Genomic DNA, 19,145 nt, shown 5'->3' with positions numbered 1-19,145 from the left:
CATTGCCATGACAACGGCCCTGATGATGCTTGCCGCCTGCGCTACCAACGGCACGGGGGCATCACCTACGGGCGCAGCCTCCGTCTCTACACTTCAGGAGGGCGAATGGCGGGTTGAAAATATCAGGGGCGCGGGCGTCATCGACAATTTGCCAGCGACGCTGCTGTTCGGTCCAGACGGCAGACTGTCGGGTAATGCGACCTGCAACCGCCTGATCGCCAGCTATACGGTCGACGGAAGCAAGCTGACGATCAGCCCTGCCGGTACGACGATGATGGCGTGCCCGCCCGCGCTGATGGACCAGGAGCGCAAGCTGGTCGATCTTCTCGGTAAGGTGTCCAGCTACAGCATCGATCACACGGGCGCGCTTGTTCTGACAACCACGTCGGGCGACAAGCTCGTAGCACGGCGCTGACCTCTCTTCGAGAGAAGGCCTGACCCTATCTCCTACCAAGCGATTCTTCCGGTCGAATAAACGATCGGCTGCCACGCCGATTTGACATTGGGCCGGCGTATCGCGATGCTCGCTGGATGCCTCTGCTTGAGACACACCAGCGGTTCATGGACCACGCCGGCCAACTCGCCGCACGCCGCTAGCCCGAGCTCGCGGACATTTGCCGCTTGAGTTCGGGCTTTATTCGATTTTGATCCCGCTGACGCGCGAAGCGCGTCCGCGATCTCGAGTAAGCGGAAATCGCACCATGTCAGACGATACGTCAAATCCGGATAATCGGAACCTTTCAAATTACGCAAAAACTACCGAAGGCAGGCCAACGACTGTATTTTTACGGGCAAGACCCGAAAGCTTCTTTTCCAATAAGTTTAAACTGGAACTGGAGGAGGTTTATACAGATGAAGTATTCAAACAGGAAACAACCAAAAGTGAAAAAATCACTAACCATCTAATGAATGCCAACCTAGCTCTGATGATAGTATTTATTGGTATACCAGTATTACTATACTGCGTTTTTACGTCTATAAAATAGAGCGATTACTAATTCTGTTCGATCTCTGCGGCCTGATACTGAATCTGCTGCCCCAAAAACCGCACACCGCTCTTATGGCAAGGCAACAAAGGGCCAGTTCGGTTGTTATAAGTGATGATACGGTACAACATTCTCGTCACCGGCCAGCATCGGCCGGGACGCCGCTAGGAGAGAACGATGACGTCCATAATGGCAGCAGGATTAGCCCTCGGCCTCTCGGCAATCGTATCCACAGCCACGGTGAATCACGCGACGCGGATAGATCACCAAAGCGGCCCAGTGGATGTGCGCTATCGTGGCGCGGTTCAGATCAGCCACAAGCAGGTGGGCGCTGTCACCCCAGGGGGGCGTCCCTCGACACTCGGCTGTCAGTGGAAAGCTGACATGATTGTCGCGCCGTACGTCCTCGGCAGTCGCGGTCTCCGGCGAGCGTCGCAGGAACGCCGCGAAGGCGCGAACGTGGCGGACATAGTCGTGCTGGGTACGCGACCGCATTGAGCGCATCGCCATGTCGTCGAGCATCGGCTGGCGCAGCGGCGTAACGGACTGTTCGGTGGGTAGAGTCGCCATGGAGAGTTCCTCTCGTTGAAGGAACTCCATCGTCTCCCGCCGCTGCCGCAGAACCAAACCTCAGCGCCGCTGCGCTACCTCAACCGCCACCACCACTGCCGCGCAGCGGCTTCGTGCTGTGGGTCCTCGTCAGCGCGTAGCGGCTTGGTTGCAAGGCACCATGGCTTTGCCCGCTGTCGTGTCAGCCGCTACCCAACGTGTGATAAGTAAAGGACATGCGGTGGCGAGCGTCAAAATCAGCGGACTTTCCAAGAGCTTCGGCGACACCACAGTGCTCCTGCCGACCGACCTGACGATCGAGGAAGGCGAGTTCATCGTCCTCGTCGGACCGTCGGGTTGCGGCAAGTCGACACTGTTGCGGATGATCGCCGGGCTTGAGGTGCCAAGTACCGGTAGGGTGAAGATCGGCGGACGCGACGTGACCGATGCGGCGCCGTCGGATCGCGGGCTGGCGATGGTGTTCCAGTCCTACGCGCTGTACCCGCATCTCACAGTCGCGGAGAACATCGCGTTCCCGTTGAAGGTCGCAAAAGTCGCCAAGCGCGAGATTGCCGAGCGGGTCGCGGAGGTCGCGGCGATGCTCGATCTGTCGGATCTGCTCGACCGGAGGCCGCGGGCCTTGTCGGGTGGGCAGCGTCAGCGGGTATCGATCGCCCGTGCAGTAGTGCGGCGGCCGAAAGTGCTGTTGCTCGACGAGCCATTGTCGAACCTCGACGCCAATCTGCGCGCGCGGATGCGGCATGAGTTTGCGCGGCTGCATCAACAGCTTGGCGCTACGATGATCTACGTGACGCATGATCAACTCGAGGCGATGACGCTCGCCAACCGCATCGTCGTGATGAGCGAGGGCCGTGTCGAGCAGGTCGGGCCGCCCATCGACGTGTATCGGCGACCGGCGAGCCTGGCGGTCGCCGCGGCGATCGGCTCGCCCGGGATGAACCTGCTGCCGGCGACCATCGCGTCGGTCGATGCTGACGGGACGTCGGTAAGGCTGGCAGGCGGCGAGACGGTAAGGACCGGCGCGATCGTCCCGGCGGATGCGGTAGGTTCGCCGGTCACGCTCGGCGTTCGCCCCGAACATCTGCATGTCGACGACGCGGGGCCGTTCGTTGGCGCGGTCGAGCTATTCGAGCGGCTCGGGCCGTTGTCGTTCGCGCATCTTGGCGCGCGCGGCGCGGCGGATACGATCGTCGCGCAATTGCCGGGGGACCGCTCGATCACGCTTGGCGAAGTCCTGCGGGTCAGCGTTGCCCCCGACGACGCGCATGTGTTCGGCGCAGATGGCCACGCCTATCCCTTCACGCTGCCGCCCAGTAGCCCGGTCAAATAGTAACGCTGCATCGCGAGGAATAGCAGCAACACGGGCATCGTCGTGACGACCGCCGCGGCCATCATCAGTTCGCCGTCCGCGGAATGCTCGCTCGCGATCGCTGCGACCGCGACCGGCAGCGTGTAGAGATGCTGGTCGGCCAGCACAATCAGCGGCCAGAGGAAGTCGTTCCACGAGCCTAGGAACATGAATAGCGCCAGCGTGACGACGATCGGGGTGAGCAGCGGAAGGACGATCGTGACGAAGATCCGCGCCTCGCTCGCGCCGTCGATCCGCGCCGCGTCGATCATCTCGTCGGGGATCGCCAGCGTCGCCTGCCGCACGAACAGGATCGCGAAGATGCCTGCGAGGCTTGGCAGGATCACGCCGGCATAGCTGTTGACGAGCCCGAGCCGCTTGAAGATCAGGAACAGCGGCAGCATCGCAACCTGGCCCGGTACGACCAGCGATGCGATCAGGATCTTCAGTAGCCGTTCTCGTCCGCGGAAGCGGAGTTTAGCGAACGCATAGCCCGCGGGGACCGTGAGCAGCAGGCCGAGCAGCGTCGAGATCGTGGCGATGGCGACGCTGTTGAACAGTGCGGGGACGATCCGGTAGTCGAACCACGCGTCATCGATCAGCCGCCGGACGAGCAGCTCGTGGTAATTCTCCAGCGACCAGCGCGATGGCCAGAGCGGCGTGGGGAGGTTGCTCGACTCGCCGCGCGGCATGAACGAGACGATCACCATGTAGAGCAGTGGCGCGATCGTCAGCGCGGTCAGCAGCACCACCGCCGCATTGGCGAGGAACGCACGCGGTTTTATCAGAGCCATTCGTAGCGCCTCCCGATCCGCGTCTGCACCATCGTCAGCGCGAGGATCATCAGGAACAGGACGAACGCGACCGCGCTGGCCTGACCGAGGTTCCACCATTTGAAGCCCTCGTCGAACATGAAATACAGGATCGTCGTCGTGCTCTGCGCAGGCCCGCCGAGCGTCATGACATAGGGCTCGGCAAAGATCTGGAGGAAGCCCGCGACGCTCATCACCGCGGCGAGCAGTAACGTCGGGCCGATCGCAGGGAGGGTGACGTGGCGGAAGCGGCCCCAGCGATCGGCGCCGTCAAGCCGCGCGGCTTCCATCAGGTCCTGCGGCACTGCGGACAGCGCGGCGGTGAAGACTATCATGTTGTAGCCGAAGATCTTCCACGTGACGAAGATGAGGATCGCGGGAATCGAGGTGTGCGGGTTGCCCAGCCAGTCGACCGGCGCTGCCCCAACCGTCGCCAGTGCGCGGTTGATCAGCCCCGAGCGTTCGTTGAACAGGAAGCGCCATACCACCGCGGTCGCGACGATGCTGGTGACGTAGGGCGCGAACAGCAGCACGCGCCACAGCGGCTTCCACCGCACCGTCGCGTCGTTGAGCAGCAGCGCGACGGCGAGCGACGCACCGATCGCCATCGGCACGCCGAGCAGGGCGAACAGCGCGGTATTGCCGATCGCGCGCCAGAACAGCGGCGTCGAGAACAGGTCGATGAAATTGCCGAGCCCGACGAAGCGCAGGTTCGCCCAGTCGGCGAGCGCGTAGATCGAGTAATCGGTGACCGACAACGCCATCGCCAGTGCGGTCGGCAGGACGAAGACCAACGCGATGATCGCGAGGACCGGTGCGGAGAAGAGCCAGGCGGCCCGTTCCTGGCGGGTCATGCCAGCGTGCCCGCCTCGACCAGCGCGCGGCGCTTGGCGAGCAACTGGTCGACGCGCGTGTCGAGCCCGGCGAGCGCCTGCGGAATCGTCTGGACGTTTCGAACGACGCGTTCGGCGGCGAACTGGATCTCGAGCTTGATCCGCTCCCATTCGATCACCTTCGGTGCGGTGGCGGGGAAGCGCATCTGTGCCTTGAACGGCGCGAGTATCGGCGCGCCGAGTTGCGGCGACGTCCACGCACTCAGCCGGGCGGGGAGATTGCCGATCATGGTCTGGTAGCGGAGTTCGCTCGCCGGTGAACTGAGGTGGCGGACCAGGGCCCAGGCTTCGGCCGGGCGCGGCGTCGACGCGGAGACGCACAGACTGGTGCTCAGCCCCGACACTGCGCCGACGTCGTGCGGACCCGCGAGCCGCGCCGTCGCCCAGCGCTCGGCCGGGATCTCCGCGGCGCGTCGATGGAGGTCGAGCATCGTCGTCGGCCCGGTCGGCCAGATCGCGAAATAGCCTTGCGCGAACGCCGCGACCGGATCCTGGATCTCGGTCGAGAGCGCTTTTGGCGCGAGCCCTTCGGCGAATATACGCGCGTAATAGGTGAACGCGGCACCGGCCTCCGGCGTCTGGAAATTGCCGCGCGTATCATGGTCGCGCAGCATCGTCGCGCCGGTCTGGCCGAGCATCGTGATGAGCATGTCGGGCCAGTTGAGCAGAAGCATGAACACGAAGTCGTCCGGCCGTTGGCGCTTGATGGCATGACCCATGCGGAGCCAGCCATCCCAGTCCCCGGCAGGTTCCGGATAGCCGGCTCTGGCGAGGATATCGCGGCGGTAGAACTGGACCTGCGGCGCGACCGACCACGGGACCGCGAAGTCGCGCCCGCCGACCCGGGTCGCGTCGAGCACCCCGGGGAACAGATCGGCGACCATGGCCGGCGACGGGACGGGGGCGATCGCCGCGATCGTCGCGAATTCCTGGACCCAGCCGGTATACAGCATCAGCACGTCGGGCATCGCGCCGCCGGCCTGCGCGGTCAGCAGCTTTTCGTGCGCTGCGGTCGCGGGCAGCGATTGTACGTCGACCGGGATCCCGGTCGCGGCGGTGAAGGCGGGCATCAGCATCGGCGAATAATCGCCCTCGTAGCTCATCGCCCAGAATTTCAGCGGTTCGGGTGCGCGCGATCGGGCACAAGCCGCGAGGCCGAGCGTCGGCAGAAGCCCGAGCGCGCTTCGTCGAGTCCAGTCGTGCGGCTGTGCCCCCATCGCCGGATCGTGGCGCATCGCGGCCTTCCACGCCACCCCCTGCGGGAGGCGATACCCAGCGAAATACTGCGTTAGGTTAATGCCTTGGCGGGGATTGCATGGGCGTCATGCTTGCCCCGCGGCGGCCGATGCGCTTAAGCCGGAGGCGACGCTGGCGGGGGCCAATGCCGGCGAACAGGGAGAGAAGTCATGCGTATCCTTTGCCGCCGTCATCTGCTGTGTGGCGTCGCGCTGCTTGCCGCAACGTCGGTACAGGCACAGGTCGCTTCACCGGCCACCGATGCGCTTGCGGACCCGGCCCCGGCCCCCGAAGCAGCAGGTGAGATCGTCGTGACCGGTTCGCGCATCGCCCGCCCCGATTACGCGGCGCCCAACCCGATCGTCTCGTTCAGCGCGGCCGACCTCCAGCAGTCGGGCAACACCAACGTCACGACCTTTCTCCAGCGCGTGCCGGCGCTCACTAATTCGCGCGACAGCACGCGGACGGCGGGCAACGCGCAAGCCGACGGCAGCTTCGGGCAGGTCGGGCTCAACCTGCTCGATTTGCGCGGGCTTGGCCCCAACCGGACGCTGGTGCTCGTCAACGGCCGCCGCCATGTCGCCGGCCAGCCCGACACCGCTGCTGTGGACATCAATGCGATCCCCACTGATTTGATCGAGCGCGTCGATGTGCTCACAGGCGCGGCGTCGGCTGTGTACGGCGCGGACGGCGTCTCGGGCGTCGTCAACTTCGTGCTGAAGCGCGATTTCGATGGCGTCGCGGCCCGCAGCCAGTTTGGCATCTCTGAGCAGGGCGACGCCGCCAACCGCTTCGCCTCGCTGATCGCGGGCCGCAACTTCGCCGACGGCCGTGGCAATCTAACGCTCGCCTACGAGTATAACGCCGACCAGCCGCTCGCGAACGACGATCGTCGGTATCTCGCACAGGGCGACCGCCAGTATTTCGTCAACCTCGACAATTACGACCCGACGCGCCCTGGCAGCTACAAGGTCGGACCGGTCGGCGACCTGCGCTACCCGTACAGTTCGAACCAGGGCATCGTGTATATCGGCGACCAGGTTTTCCGCGGCGACGGCGCGCTCTACACGCCCGGCCGGTTCCTGCAGAATGACGGGTATTCGATCGGCGGTGACGATACGCCCGTCGCGGGCTATATCGGCGATATCTTCCCGCGTACCCGCCGCCACGCGGTCAACGCGCTGACGCATTACGACGCGTCGGACGCGTTCAAGGTCAGCCTGGAGGGCAAGTTCGTCCAGTCGACCGTGACCAGCTTTGGTGGTTATGGCGGCAATTATCCCGCGACAGTCGCGCTCGACAATCCGTACATCCCGCCAAGCATCCTCGCAGCGGCGACCGCAGCCGGGCTCGGCTCGGTCGACGTCAACCGCAACAACTTCGACATCCCGCGGCGTGGCGAGGAAGACCGCCGGCGCACCTATCGCGGCGTCGTCGACGTCACCGGCCGGATCTCGGAGCATGCCAGCTACGACGTGTCCTATACCTATGGCCAGACCAATGTCCGCGCGACGAAGCTCAACGACCGCCTCAACGTTCGCTTCCTGAACGCGCTCGATGCGGTGCGCGGGCCGGGCGGAACGATCGTGTGCCGCTCCGCCGACGCCCGCGCGGCCGGCTGCATTCCCGTCAACACGTTCGGCGGCAACACTGTGGGTCCGGCCTCGTTCGGGTATTTCCTGAGCAACCCGGCGAGTGATGCACGGCTCACGCAGCATGTCGCCAACGCCTCGCTGAACGGTGACTTCGGGCAGTTCTTTGCGCTGCCCGGCGGCCCGGTCGCGTTCGCGGTCGGTGGCGAATATCGCCGCGAGGCGAGCAGCTTCCGTCCGGCGCAGGCGATCACCGACAATCTGTTCTACCAGTATGACGAATACATCCTGCCGACCCCGTCGAGCGGCCATTTCGATGTCTGGGAAGCATTCGGCGAATTGAACGCGCCGATCCTGAAAGACGTACCGTTCGCCAGCCTGCTCTCGGTCGGTGCCGCGGGACGCTATTCGGATTATTCGACGGTCGGCTCGACCCGTGCGTACCAGTTCAACGGCATCTACGCGCCGATCCGCGAGATCAGCTTCCGCGGCTCCTACGGCCGCTCGGTCCGCGCGCCCAACATCGGTGAGATATTCCGTCCGCAGACCGGCAGCAGCAACTTCTTCTCCGATCCCTGCTACATCGGCAACCGCACGCTCGGGACGCAGTTCCGCACCGCGAACTGCCAGACGCTGATCACCGGCGCCGGGGGCAATCCCACCACCTTCACCGCGCAGAACAACCCGAACGCGACGATCTTCATCCCCGGCACGCAGCAGGGCAATCCGGACCTGCGCGCCGAAGTCGCCCGCACCTGGACAGCGGGCGTTGTGGTGCGGCCGATCTCCGGGTTGTCGATCGGGCTCGACTGGTACGACATCCGTCTGCGCGACGCGATCAATACGCCCGATGCGAACACGATCGCGTCGCTGTGCGTCGATCAGCCGACGCTCGACAACGCCTATTGCAACGCGATCAGCCGCGAGCGCGGCACCGGGTTCATCAACGGCTATGTCGTCCAGCCGCAGAACGTCGCGGCGTTCCGCACCGCCGGTGCCGAACTCAACATTGCCTATCGTTTCCGGACGGCGCGAGCAGGCGCGTTCGATATCCGGCTGGTCGGCGGCTATCTCGGCAAGCTCGAACAGGTCGCCACGCCGGGCGCCATCACCGAGGACAATGTCGATCAGCCGTTCCGTCCAAAATATACCCTCACCTTCTCGTCGAGCTGGACCGCGGGGGCGCTGACGCTGAGCTACAACCTGCGCTGGCAGGACGGCGTCCGCCGGTTCGCGAAGGTCGATACCGATGCGAACCCAAGCCTCGTCGATCCGCGCTATTTCCGGTACAAGGAGCTGTGGCAGCACGACGTGCAGGCGGAGGTTGCGGTCGACGCGCGGTTCTCATTCTATGGCGGGGTCAACAACCTCGTCGATCAGAAGCCCGACATCGGCTTCGAGACCAACGTGCCGATCTCGCCTGTCGGTCGGTATTTTTACGCGGGGGCGAAGGTCAGGTACTGAGGCGGTAGCGAGTTGACCGCGAGGGACGCCTCGACGACGGACGGCGGATTGTAGAACTGAGAAAAGACGCCCGTGCTGACAAAAGACATGCTGCACCTCATCACGATAGAGGAAGGGGCCTTTATCGATCCGAGCTGCACGGTTATCGATCCGCATCGCCTGACGCTGCGCAAGGGTGCGTTCGTCGGCCCGGAAGGACTGATCGATGCCGGCGGTGGCGTCGAGATCGGCGAGGCGGTGCGGATCAGCTACCGGTGCACGATCATCTCGCTGACCCATCACATCACTCGCTCGGTCTGGCGGCGGGGCGTGGACGGCGATCGCCTCAGACCTGTCCTGATCGAGCGCGGTTGCTGGGTAGGCGCCAACGTTACCATCTACCCAGGCGTTATCGTGCGAGAGGGGTGCGTCATCAACGCCGGTTCGGTGGTTGCGAAATCTACCGAAGCACATGGACTTTACTGTCCACCATATGCCGTGCGTATCAAAGACCTTGAGTTCGAGTGACGGCTAATCACGATCGCGTCGTCAAGACCACCTCTCTACGTTCCTTCTGATCGAAGCTCTCGTACGAGGCGCCGAAAAAAATGGCGTATCGCCAAATGAACGGACGGCCGGAGTTGGGGCGAGGCTATGGGGCCCTGAGGGGCCGTTTTTGGGTCCCTTCACGGGCCCGAATGACTGACCCGCTGCGTGCGCGCTGCCAGTCTACGCGAGTGATCGACCACGTGCCGGCAGAACGCCGCTGGCCAACCGGGACTGCAGGCCAATGGGTACCTATCGACGCTAACCGTCGCGCCGGCATGAGTAAGGAAGCAGCTTGCTATCCAAGAGAAATTGCGCAGGACTGCGTGGCATGAAGCGCGTGCAACGTCTTGTAATCCTTGGCGGAGGAACCGCGGGGTGGATGACCGCCGCGGCCATGAGCGCCACGTTCGGCGACCTGGTCAACATCAGCATCCTCGAATCTGACGCAATCGGCACCATCGGTGTCGGCGAAGCGACTATCCCGACGATCCACTGGTTCAACCAGTTGATCGGACTGGACGAGGAGGCATTCGTCGCGGCGACGAAAGCGAGTTTCAAGCTCGGCATCGAATTCGTCGATTGGGCGCGACCCGGCACGCGGTATTTCCACCCGTTTGGTCGCTACGGCGTCGATCTTGGACCCGTGCCGTTCCACCAGCACTGGCTGCGGGCCAAGGCGGATGGGCTCGATCGGCCGCTTTCGGTTTATTCGCTGGCCGCGCAGCTTGCCGCCGCCGGCCGCTTCGCGAAGCCCGTGGACGATCCGCGGTCGATCCTGTCGACGCTCGGCTATGCCTATCATTTCGACGCCGGCCTCTACGCCCGCCACCTGCGCCAACTTGCCGAGAAACGCGGCGTCGTCCGGCACGAGGGCCTGCTGCGCGATATCGAGCGTGACCCAGAAACCGGCTTCGTCACCGCGTTGACCAGCGACCGGGGCGAGCGGCTGGAGGGCGATCTCTTCATCGACTGCTCGGGGTTTCGTGCGCTGCTTATCGGCGAGACGATGGGCGCTCGGTTCGAGGACTGGTCGCATTGGCTGCCCTGCGATCGCGCAGTCGCCGTGCCTTGCGCGCGCATCGCCGCAACGACGCCGTTCACGCGGTCGACGCTGCGCCCCGCCGGCTGGCAGTGGCGGATCCCGCTCCAGCACCGCACCGGAAACGGCTATGTCTATGCAAGCAGTTTCGTGTCGGACGACGAGGCGGTGGCGACCCTGCTCTCCAACCTAGACGGCGAAGCGCTGGCAGATCCACGGATGCTGCGCTTTACCGCAGGGTTCCGGCGCGAGGCATGGCGCGGCAATGTTGTCGCGATCGGGCTGTCATCGGGGTTCCTCGAGCCGCTCGAGTCGACCAGTATCCACCTGATCCAGAGCGGTATCGCCAAGCTTATCACGCTGTTCCCGGATGCCGATTGCGACCCCGTACTGGCGCGTCAGTTCAACACGCTGTTCGCACGTGACATGGACGGCATCCGCGACTTTCTGATCCTGCACTATCACGCCACGCAGGGCCATGACGCGCCGCTCTGGCAACACACTCGCCATATGACGCCGCCTCCCACGCTGGTCGACAAGATCGCGCAATATACGCGCGCCGGACGTCTGATGTTGAGTGCCGACGAACTGTTCCGCGAGGCAAGCTGGCTCGCGGTGCTGGAGGGGCAGGGGGTGGGCGCCTTGGGCCATGCGCCGTTGGCCGATACCCTCGATGCGGCGACAAACCGTCGCCAGCTCAACCAGATCGAGACGGTCATCGCGCGCGCGACGCCCACGCTGCCCTTGCATGACGCGGCCATCGCAGCGCTCGTTGCCCCGCAGGTCGCCGGGAGATGACGACGCCCGACGTGCGGGCGCGCCGTATCGGTACGGAAGGGGAGCCGGTGGTCGTCATCGACCACTTCGTCCCCGATCCCCACGCACTGCGAATTTTTGCCGCGACGCAGGATTATGGCCGGGCAGGACGACATTACCCCGGAATCGCCGCGTCGCTTCCCGATAGCTATATGCGCGATCAAGGGGCGCTCATCGCGACGATCGCGAAGCAGGTCTTTGGGATGTCGGCCGGGCTGTCGCTGCTGGAGGCGCGCTTCTCGATCGTGACGATGGCGCCGTCCGCGCTGTCGATCGAGCAACGCCTGCCGCACGTCGATGCGGTGGAGCCCGGACGGCTGGCGCTGATCCATTATCTCGTGCCCGACGAAACCGGCGGTACCGCGTTCTACCGGCATCGTTCGACCGGGTTCGAGACGATCGACGCCAGTCGCCGCGATCCTTATTTCGCCGCGCTCAACCGGGATCTGGTGAAGCACGGCGCACCCGAGTCCTATATCGCCGGCGACACGCCGCTGTTCGAACGGATCGCGCGCATCGACGGCGTGTACAATCGGGCGCTGCTGTATCGCAGCAGCCTGCTGCATTCGGGTGAGATCGCGGACGGCACGTCGCTGGCGTCCGACCCGCAAACCGGACGCCTGACGATCACTGGCTTCTTCGCCGGTTAGCGAGCCTCCGGCGGCTGCACGGCGAGATAGACCGTGCTCCACAATTGCGCCGCGTTTGATTCGTCGACATCGGCCTTGCCTGCACCGAAGGCGACGATGCGGTAGCCGCCGTCTTTGTACGTCCACGACCAGAGTTCCGATCCGCGGATCGTCCTGCCTGCCGCTATCGCGCGCCACAACGCCGCCTGTGCCGTCCTGAGCCGCGTCCGGGTCGCCGCGGGCAGGTCAGTCCGCTGCAACTGGCGTTCAAGCCCCGCCGCCAGCAACGCCTGCTGCCACGACCAGACGACTGCGCCGTGATATGCCGCGGGCGTAAAGCGCGCCTGTGCCGCCCCATCGGCGAACGCCGGATTAGCTACCAGCAAGCCGATGTCGGTCATCAGACCCGCCGGGAAGGGCTGCATGATCCCGCCCACAAAGGTATCGAGATCGTTTGAGGACGGTCGCCCGAACAACAGCGCAAAGCCCTCGTCCGAATTGACGATCTTAACCGGCGCGCCATCGGCGCCCAAAGATAGCGCATGAAATACGACCGGGGCCTTGCCCAGTGCCGCCAGCGCCGGTGCTGCGAGCACGCCAAGGGTCGCTGCATAGCGCCGCACGTCCGCCGCGGCCGTTGCAGCAGGAATTTCGACGCGGAACAGCGCGGGTGCCTTTGTCCGCCAGACTTCGGCCATCGTGCCGGCCCGCCCAAACGCCGCGCGATCGCCCGCTGACAGATATCTGTCGAGCAGTCCGGCCTGCGCGAGGCGATCTGCCGCTTCGATCGCCGCGGGGACTAGGGCGGCGTTCACGTCATACGCGTAAATGCCGCGGCCAAGGCCTTCATTGCTGTCGCGCCACTCGCCGGTCATCCGCCCGGGCTTGATCGCGACGAGGTTGCGGGCCGATGGGGCTGCGGCGAACGCACTCGCCTGCGCCAGCACGAAGCGGAGATTGCGGACCAGCGCTGCACCGACCGTCTCGCCGCGCCCCGGCTGGCTCTCGCTTGCTAGCGGCGCGGCCAGATAGGCGGACGCACGTGCTTTGTCCGCCCCGAGCAGATAGTCAGCGGCGACCGGTCCGAGCATGTAATCGTCGTCGACCATGCCATAATCGAGTTCGGCGGCGTCACCGCTGCGGCTCGTCTTGCGATTGGCGAGGATCGCGAATTCGCCAATCCCTTCTTCATGCGCGACTTCGCCGCCAGCCGACAGTCGCGCGATGACCGCATTGAGGCCCGCTTCGATCGCGACGGGTTTGAGCGCCGGCATCAGCAGCCGCAACGACATCAGCGTGTCGCGCCCAAAATACGTATCGAAGCGCCAGGAACCCGCCAGGAACTTCTCCCGAAAGCTGAGAAACGCCAGTGCATTGCGCGCGGCGGGATCGGCGGCCGCCGTCGCATTGAGCAACTCCGCCGCCGGGATAGGGGTCAACGGTGCGTCGCCGGTCAGCGCAGTGATCTCCAACCGGATCTGCCCGTTCGGGCCGGCAATGATCGCGCCCTGGTCGATCCGCCCCTCGACAACCCGCAGCGTCAGTTCATAGCCTGCCGCGCCGTCGAGCCGCTTGCGGCGCCACGTGATTGTGTCCCCGGCGATTACCGACGTCGCGGCGAGCTCCGCAGGAAACGTACTGACCGCCTGATAGTCGCGCAGGAAGCGGATGTTGGACAACACCGCCTGCTTTGGAACCAACCGCGCCGCATCGACGGTCGCGACCGCAACGATGCCGTGCAGGCTTCCGCGGTTCAGCGGTAGCGGTGCTTGGTCCAGCCGCCAGGTCACGGGACGTGCGGTGTTCGCGAACCACAGGCCGACACCGCTGTTGCCCGCGGGAAACGCTACCAGGATGCGCGGATCGTCACCGTTGCGCAGCAGGACATGCGCCGCCACCGCCTTGTCGCGGACGAAGGCGTTGAGGTTCTTTCCTTCGGTCAACTGATACGCAAGCTCCGGTCGAGCCGTGATCGGCGCCGCGGCGCAGGTGAGGAGTGCGAGGCCACCCGCCATCGCCATGCGCGCTATCGTCTTCATAATTGTCACTCCGCGAAAAGGGGCGGCAGAACAGTTGCCTGCTCGCCGCCCCGTTTGAACCCTCACATCGTCGGTCGATCAGAATTTTAGCGTGACCGATCCGCCATAGGTCGTGCCGACAATGCCGCGGGCATAGAAATAGCCATCGGTTACCGCCTGTGTCTGGCCCTGCCGCGGATTGCCCTCGGTCAGGCCAACGACGTTGAAGATGTTGTCGGCGTTGAAGTTCGCCTGGATCCGGTCGTTGACGTTGATCGTGATCCCCGCGCTGGTCACGCCGTAGCTGGGCAGCGCGACCCCGTTGCCGGCATCGGCGAAGATGCGCCCGACATATTTGTAGCGACCGTACACTTCGCCCAGGCCATTCGGCAGCTGAATCGCTGGCGTGATCGTGAACAGCTTGGCGGGGGTCCGTTCAGGGCGGTTGCCTTCGTACTGCGCACCTTGGCTGACGCCGTCGATCTCCAGGTTGAGCAGCTTGGGTTGCTGGAACACGCCCTGGAAATCCACCGAGAACCACGTGATCGGACGGACATTCACATCCACTTCGACGCCGCGGGTGCGCAGGTCGGCGTTGATGTTCTGCTGTTGCGACGGGTTGGTCGGGTTGGCGAAGTTGTAGTTCTGGTTCTTGAAGTTGGTCTGGAAAACAGTCGCCGAGCCGCTGATGAAGCGCTGGTATTGATAGCGGACACCAGCCTCGTACAGCTCGATCGTCGTGATCGGATCGGTGTTGTTGGTCTGGAAACCGTTCGCATAGCGCGCGTAGATCGCGAGGTTAGGCGTGAACTGATAGTTCGCGCCGGCGGTGTACGCTGCCTTCGACTGCGTCCGCTGCGTCCGTGCAAAGGTCCCGTCGAAGGTCGATCCGACCGTGCGGATGAGGCCGGGCACGTTTGGCTGCACCGGCTGGTTCACCGCCGCTGCCTGACCGTCCAGGAACGTCGCGGAGTCGCGCTCCCAGCGGATGCCGCCGTCGAGATGCAGGTCGCCGATCGACAGCTCGTCATTGGCATAAAACGAGACGGTGGAGTCCTTGCGCGTGCGGATGCCAGCGCCCCAGTCGCCATACGAAACCAAGCCATTGTCGGACAGCGTGCCGACGACGCCGTTTGCCGCGTTCAGCGCCACGATATCGTAGATGTCGCTGTTCGACCGCACGTCGTTGACGACGCTCGCCGTCGCCGACTGGTCCTGCTCGCGTGTCACGTCGTAATACATCGCGCCGACGGTCAGCGAGTTCTTGAAACCGCCGCTCTCATATTCCCACGTGCCGCCGCCGTTGAGACCGAAGTCCTTGCCGTCGATGTAATCGTGGTTGAGCGTCGTGCGCTGCAGGAAGCCGTTGCCGTTCAGCGCATTCAGGTCCGTGGTCTGGTTGCTGCCCAGCACCGTGCCGGTCCGCAGGTTGCGGATGCCGAAGCGCGTCGCGGTCGGAAACGCCGTTCGACCCGCCGTCAAAAGGTCGTTGATCGGCGATCCGGCGCCGGGCGTCAGATAGTTGACGGCGCTGGTCAGACCGGCGTTCCCGGTGCCCGAGCCGGGGAACAGGCCGTTGAAGTCGTAAGAGTATTTCAGGTAGCGACTGTGGAGGAACAGATTGACGCTGTCGCTGACCGGCATTTCCATGTCGATGCGGAACTGCGCAGTTTTTGCCTTAATGCCGTCCTGATAGCGAAACTCGCGGAAGCCGCTTGGATGCGCAAAGGTCGAGACCGGGACCTGGATACTCTTGAACGCATCACCGCCGACATTGCCGAACTGGGTGCTCAGGCTCGGGATACCGCTCGGCTCGCCATCAATGAAGCGGTACGGCTGATCCGCGTAAAAGGCATTCTCGACATCGCCGCCCTTGGCAGAGAGGCGGATATAGCCACCGGCCTCGGGGCGATATTCCAGCGCGCCCTTGATGCGCCAGCCGCGATAATCGAATGGGTTGTCGCGCACGCCGGGGCTCGACTGGAAATAACCCCCGACGTTGAATGCGAGCTTGTCGGTGATGGGCGACGACAGGTACAGTTCGCCGCGCTTCTGGCCGTAATTGTAGTAGCTGGCGCGCGCCATCGCTTCGGTACGCGTAAAGTTCGGCGTCTTCGAAATGAAGTTGATCGTCGCGCCGGCGCCGTTGACGGTCAGCACGCCCGACGAGCCGCCCTTCACCGCTTCGAGGCGATCAATCGTCAGGTCCTGGTCGAAGAAAAAGTCGGCACCGCCGCCGCTGTACAGGATCGGCATGCCGTCTTCTTCCAGCTGGATGAAGCGCTGGCCGCCGCCTTGCAGGCCGCGCACCGAGTAATTGTTCGATACGGCGCCCGCGGTCGACTCCACGAAGATGCCGGGAATCAGTTCGAGCATGTCAGCGGTCGACCGCGGAGCCTTGCGGTCGATATCGGCACGCGAGGCTAACGTAATATCAGCTGACGATGTTATTAGAGCTCGATTACGGGTTGTTTGCCCCGTGACGACTATTTCCGCGTTCTCATCAGATGCGCTCACTGCAGTTGGGACGGTTGTATCCTGCGCAACTGCAGTTGATACTTGAGTTGTCGAGCGGGGTGCCGCCATAGCCCCAGTCGCGAGCACAGCCGTGCGGCCATTAAATGACACGATCTTCAGACCGGAAGCGCTAGCGATCCGGCGGAGGCCGTCGGCGACTGCAAGATTGCCCTTGATTGCGACGATCTGTCGACCGCGCGTGGCGTCTTCAGGCGCAATGATCTGAATGCCCGCCTGGCGTGCGAATGCGACGATACCGGTCGATGCCGACTGCGCGGCAACATCAAAGTTTCGGGTCTGTCCGAAAGCAACTGCTGGCGATGCGGCAACCGCGACGCTGGTCAACATAAGACCCATATAGAACTGCAAACGCATTTTAGTCCTCCCCTTACGATCTGCCGACCGCGTCTTTAGCGGGTCTGCAGGAGAAGATGCGTCGCGCTCCCGTTTCCGTCAGGATTTGCGAGATTTATTTTACGATCCGTAAATCAGTGCCGTCTCTCTCGATCTTCGCACCCGTCATTATCGCAGCCGCGCGTGCGAACCCGTCCAGATCATCGGTGCGAAACCAACCCACGATCCTGCGGTCGGCTAGTTGTGTATCGACGGATAATTGTCGCGTACTGTACCGGTTGAACTCGGCTGCAGCGTCGCCAAAAGTCATGCCATCGAGTATGATTTCACCCTGTCGCCATGCTAGTGAATCGGCGGGCTTCGCATTTGCGACGACGGTTTCTGCGGTACCGGACACATCTGCTACGCTTGCTTGCTTGCCAGCGCTTAACATGACGAAGCGTTCCGGGGCAGCAACCGACCAGACTCGAACACGCCCTTCCGTCACCGTCACCTCAGCGCGGCCTAGATAACGGCGAACCGCGAAGGCCGTCCCAACCGCACGAACCCGCACGTCGCCCGCAGAGACCACGAACGGTCGAGCATGATCCTTTGCTACCGCGAACCAAGCCTCGCCATCGTCAAGCGCTACCGACCGCTGCTCTGGCGTCATTCGCACACGAGTCCGGCTAGCGGTGTTGAGAACGATGGTTGATCCGTCCTCAAGCTTGGCCAGACGGCGTTCGCCGACAGCCGTTTCTATGCCCAAGCTGCTGTGTGTTTCTAGCCAGATCAGGCCTACGGCCGCGGCAGCAACCGCTAAGCCCCCGCTGACCGTCAGTACTCGCCGACGAGAGAATAATGGTCTCGCTACTATGCGGGCATCGGCCGCGTCCAACCCACTCCAAACAGCACGGGCACGCAGCAAGGCACCAGCGTGGCGCGGATGTTCTGCACACCAACGGTCGATCTCGCCTGCCAAGTTCGCATCGTCTGGTGCGCGATCCAGCCGCGCGACCCACCGCGCAGCAGCAACGTCGATAGCGTCAGGATGGTCGCGCATTGCGGTTCCTTTCGTTTCGCGATGGCAAGTCTGCCCTGTCATCTGTTGAAAGGCCACTAAGAATAATTTTTAATCCCCGTGCCAGATCGTTCTCAACGATCATCTCAGTCACGCCCAATTCTTCTGCGATTTGCCGCTGCGACAGTCCTTCGACCTTTCGCATGCGAAAGATGGTTCGGCTTCGCTCTGGAAGCGCGGCTAAAAGATGTTCGACTTTCGCTAATAGTCCCCGCCCTGCGACGATACGTTCAGGTGAAAGATGGTCGGCAGCTAGCGCAAGTTCGAGATCGGCAATGGTTCCAACGGCCTCAATACGTACGACGCGAGCTCGGCGTAGCTCAGTCAGAACCACGTTGCGTGCTGTCTGAAACAGATAACGACGCGGATCCTCTACACGCTTGAAATCTGCCAACGCGGCCAGCCGGCAATAGGCTTCTTGGACGACATCATCTACATCAATGCCAGGAAATCCGGCCCGGAGCCACCGTCGCAACTCGGGCTCATGCGGCAGAATCTGCCGGGCAACCCAGTTTACGAGTTCGGTAGTTACGTGCCTCATTTCACTCCTGACCACAGCATAGATGCATGGCCCCGATATTTCCGTCACGGTTTTACCGAGCGAAGACCAGATCTGTGCTCCCATCATTCGATGGCGCCGGTTGTGGATAGGCGTCGAAAGCTCTGCCATGGCAAAGTATCGCTAATTTATTGAAACTACCTCGAAAACCTACATGGTAGGGGACAAGATCGGCGCCGATCAGAACCCTTTCCTGACCGACATTTTTCAAAAGATTGCAGTCGGTTGTTTCCCTAGCTGCAGGGGCTCGCTTTCGACGCTCATCCACACCGCTGATAGATCGAATGCGTCTCACTCAGGCATGACCATTGGACGGGATGGCTCTCGCGTACAAAGCCGCTCTGAGTTCGAAAATCGGCGACATTTCGTGCAGGCTGATGATGAACGAACGGCAGAAATGTGGAAAGAGGAAATGGCTCGTGAGTGTCCACTTGTGTGAAGGAAATCGGGCACCGGCAGGTGTACGATATCCTCCAAAGCAGGAAGCCGCGGGCCGCGGATGCTGGCCTATGGGGTTTTCGGTTTTCGCCCTGGTTTGAGGCGCGTGCAACAGCTGCCCGGGCGGGCATCTGTGGGCTGGAAGAAGGCCGTCTGGCGCTGGGTTTGGCTTGGATTCTGGCTTCGACGAAGGCGTGAGATGTTGGTCGGCACGCGGAGCGGCATCGTCGACGCGAGCGTCATTATGGCCGCAAGCGCACAGGCTGCGCGGCGGAATGCAGGTGAA

At 63.3% G+C, this 19,145-nt stretch carries 14 protein-coding genes; 6 read left to right on the top strand and 8 right to left on the bottom strand.

Going from position 1 to position 19,145, the window contains the following annotated elements:
- Positions 1-7 precede the first annotated feature (7 nt).
- Positions 8-415 (top strand): META domain-containing protein, encoded by a 408-nt coding sequence (locus AC1MLZ_RS05285; RefSeq protein ID WP_199860994.1) that lies wholly within the window; start codon positions 8-10, stop codon positions 413-415.
- Positions 416-1,187: 772 nt separating this feature from the next.
- On the opposite strand, the gene AC1MLZ_RS05280 is transcribed toward AC1MLZ_RS05285, so the two are convergent.
- Positions 1,188-1,556, bottom strand: a complete 369-nt coding sequence (locus AC1MLZ_RS05280; RefSeq protein WP_234422796.1) for a phage integrase N-terminal SAM-like domain-containing protein — start codon at positions 1,554-1,556, stop codon at positions 1,188-1,190.
- Positions 1,557-1,776: 220 nt separating this feature from the next.
- Between AC1MLZ_RS05280 and AC1MLZ_RS05275 the strand changes: the two genes are divergently transcribed.
- Positions 1,777-2,886: an ABC transporter ATP-binding protein gene (locus AC1MLZ_RS05275; protein WP_321170173.1), complete on the top strand. Its 1,110-nt coding sequence runs from the start codon at positions 1,777-1,779 to the stop codon at positions 2,884-2,886.
- Here AC1MLZ_RS05275 and AC1MLZ_RS05270 read toward each other — a convergent pair.
- The 3 genes from AC1MLZ_RS05270 to AC1MLZ_RS05260 are packed head-to-tail and all read right to left on the bottom strand — an operon-like array spanning position 2,847 to position 5,844.
- The gene (locus tag AC1MLZ_RS05270; protein WP_480960727.1) at positions 2,847-3,698 is read right to left on the bottom strand and encodes a carbohydrate ABC transporter permease; all 852 of its coding nucleotides are present in this window, start codon (positions 3,696-3,698) and stop codon (positions 2,847-2,849) included. The genes AC1MLZ_RS05275 and AC1MLZ_RS05270 overlap by 40 nt on opposite strands.
- The gene (locus AC1MLZ_RS05265) at positions 3,689-4,570 is read right to left on the bottom strand and encodes a carbohydrate ABC transporter permease (RefSeq protein ID WP_151991831.1); all 882 of its coding nucleotides are present in this window, start codon (positions 4,568-4,570) and stop codon (positions 3,689-3,691) included. Before AC1MLZ_RS05265 ends, AC1MLZ_RS05270 begins: the two co-directional genes overlap by 10 nt.
- Positions 4,567-5,844 (bottom strand): extracellular solute-binding protein, encoded by a 1,278-nt coding sequence (locus tag AC1MLZ_RS05260; protein ID WP_480960726.1) that lies wholly within the window; start codon positions 5,842-5,844, stop codon positions 4,567-4,569. Before AC1MLZ_RS05260 ends, AC1MLZ_RS05265 begins: the two co-directional genes overlap by 4 nt.
- Positions 5,845-6,015: 171 nt before the next feature.
- Here AC1MLZ_RS05260 and AC1MLZ_RS05255 point away from each other — a divergent pair, with 171 nt between their 5' ends.
- The 4 genes from AC1MLZ_RS05255 to AC1MLZ_RS05240 all read left to right on the top strand — a co-directional run bounded on the left by AC1MLZ_RS05255 (position 6,016) and on the right by AC1MLZ_RS05240 (position 11,934).
- Entirely contained in the window at positions 6,016-8,901 is a 2,886-nt protein-coding gene (locus AC1MLZ_RS05255; RefSeq protein WP_480960725.1) for a TonB-dependent receptor plug domain-containing protein, read from the top strand.
- 72 nt (positions 8,902-8,973) lie between these two features.
- Positions 8,974-9,408 carry an acyltransferase gene (locus tag AC1MLZ_RS05250; protein WP_151991834.1) on the top strand — a complete coding sequence of 145 codons (435 nt, stop codon included), beginning with the start codon at positions 8,974-8,976 and terminating at the stop codon, positions 9,406-9,408.
- Between the two features lie 349 nt (positions 9,409-9,757).
- The gene (locus AC1MLZ_RS05245) at positions 9,758-11,266 is read left to right on the top strand and encodes a tryptophan halogenase family protein (protein WP_480960724.1); all 1,509 of its coding nucleotides are present in this window, start codon (positions 9,758-9,760) and stop codon (positions 11,264-11,266) included.
- Positions 11,263-11,934, top strand: a complete 672-nt coding sequence (locus AC1MLZ_RS05240) for a DUF6445 family protein (protein ID WP_151991836.1) — start codon at positions 11,263-11,265, stop codon at positions 11,932-11,934. The genes AC1MLZ_RS05245 and AC1MLZ_RS05240 overlap by 4 nt, the downstream gene beginning before the upstream one ends.
- Here AC1MLZ_RS05240 and AC1MLZ_RS05235 read toward each other — a convergent pair.
- The 4 genes from AC1MLZ_RS05235 to AC1MLZ_RS05220 form a co-directional block, all read right to left on the bottom strand.
- Complete coding sequence (locus AC1MLZ_RS05235; RefSeq protein WP_151991837.1) at positions 11,931-13,952, bottom strand: hypothetical protein; 2,022 nt, start codon at positions 13,950-13,952, stop codon at positions 11,931-11,933. The genes AC1MLZ_RS05240 and AC1MLZ_RS05235 overlap by 4 nt on opposite strands.
- Before the next feature lie 78 nt (positions 13,953-14,030).
- On the bottom strand, positions 14,031-16,796 hold the full coding sequence (locus tag AC1MLZ_RS05230; protein WP_480961467.1) for a TonB-dependent receptor domain-containing protein: 2,766 nt from the start codon (positions 16,794-16,796) through the stop codon (positions 14,031-14,033).
- A gap of 121 nt (positions 16,797-16,917) precedes the next feature.
- Positions 16,918-17,844: a FecR family protein gene (locus AC1MLZ_RS05225; protein WP_480960723.1), complete on the bottom strand. Its 927-nt coding sequence runs from the start codon at positions 17,842-17,844 to the stop codon at positions 16,918-16,920.
- The gene (locus AC1MLZ_RS05220) at positions 17,828-18,532 is read right to left on the bottom strand and encodes an RNA polymerase sigma factor (RefSeq protein ID WP_234422798.1); all 705 of its coding nucleotides are present in this window, start codon (positions 18,530-18,532) and stop codon (positions 17,828-17,830) included. Before AC1MLZ_RS05220 ends, AC1MLZ_RS05225 begins: the two co-directional genes overlap by 17 nt.
- Positions 18,533-19,145 lie beyond the last annotated feature (613 nt).

The organism is Sphingomonas sp. PEI4, assembly GCF_056679955.1.
Note: the sequence above shows the minus strand (reverse complement) of the source record. Positions and strands in the feature narration are given on the sequence as shown.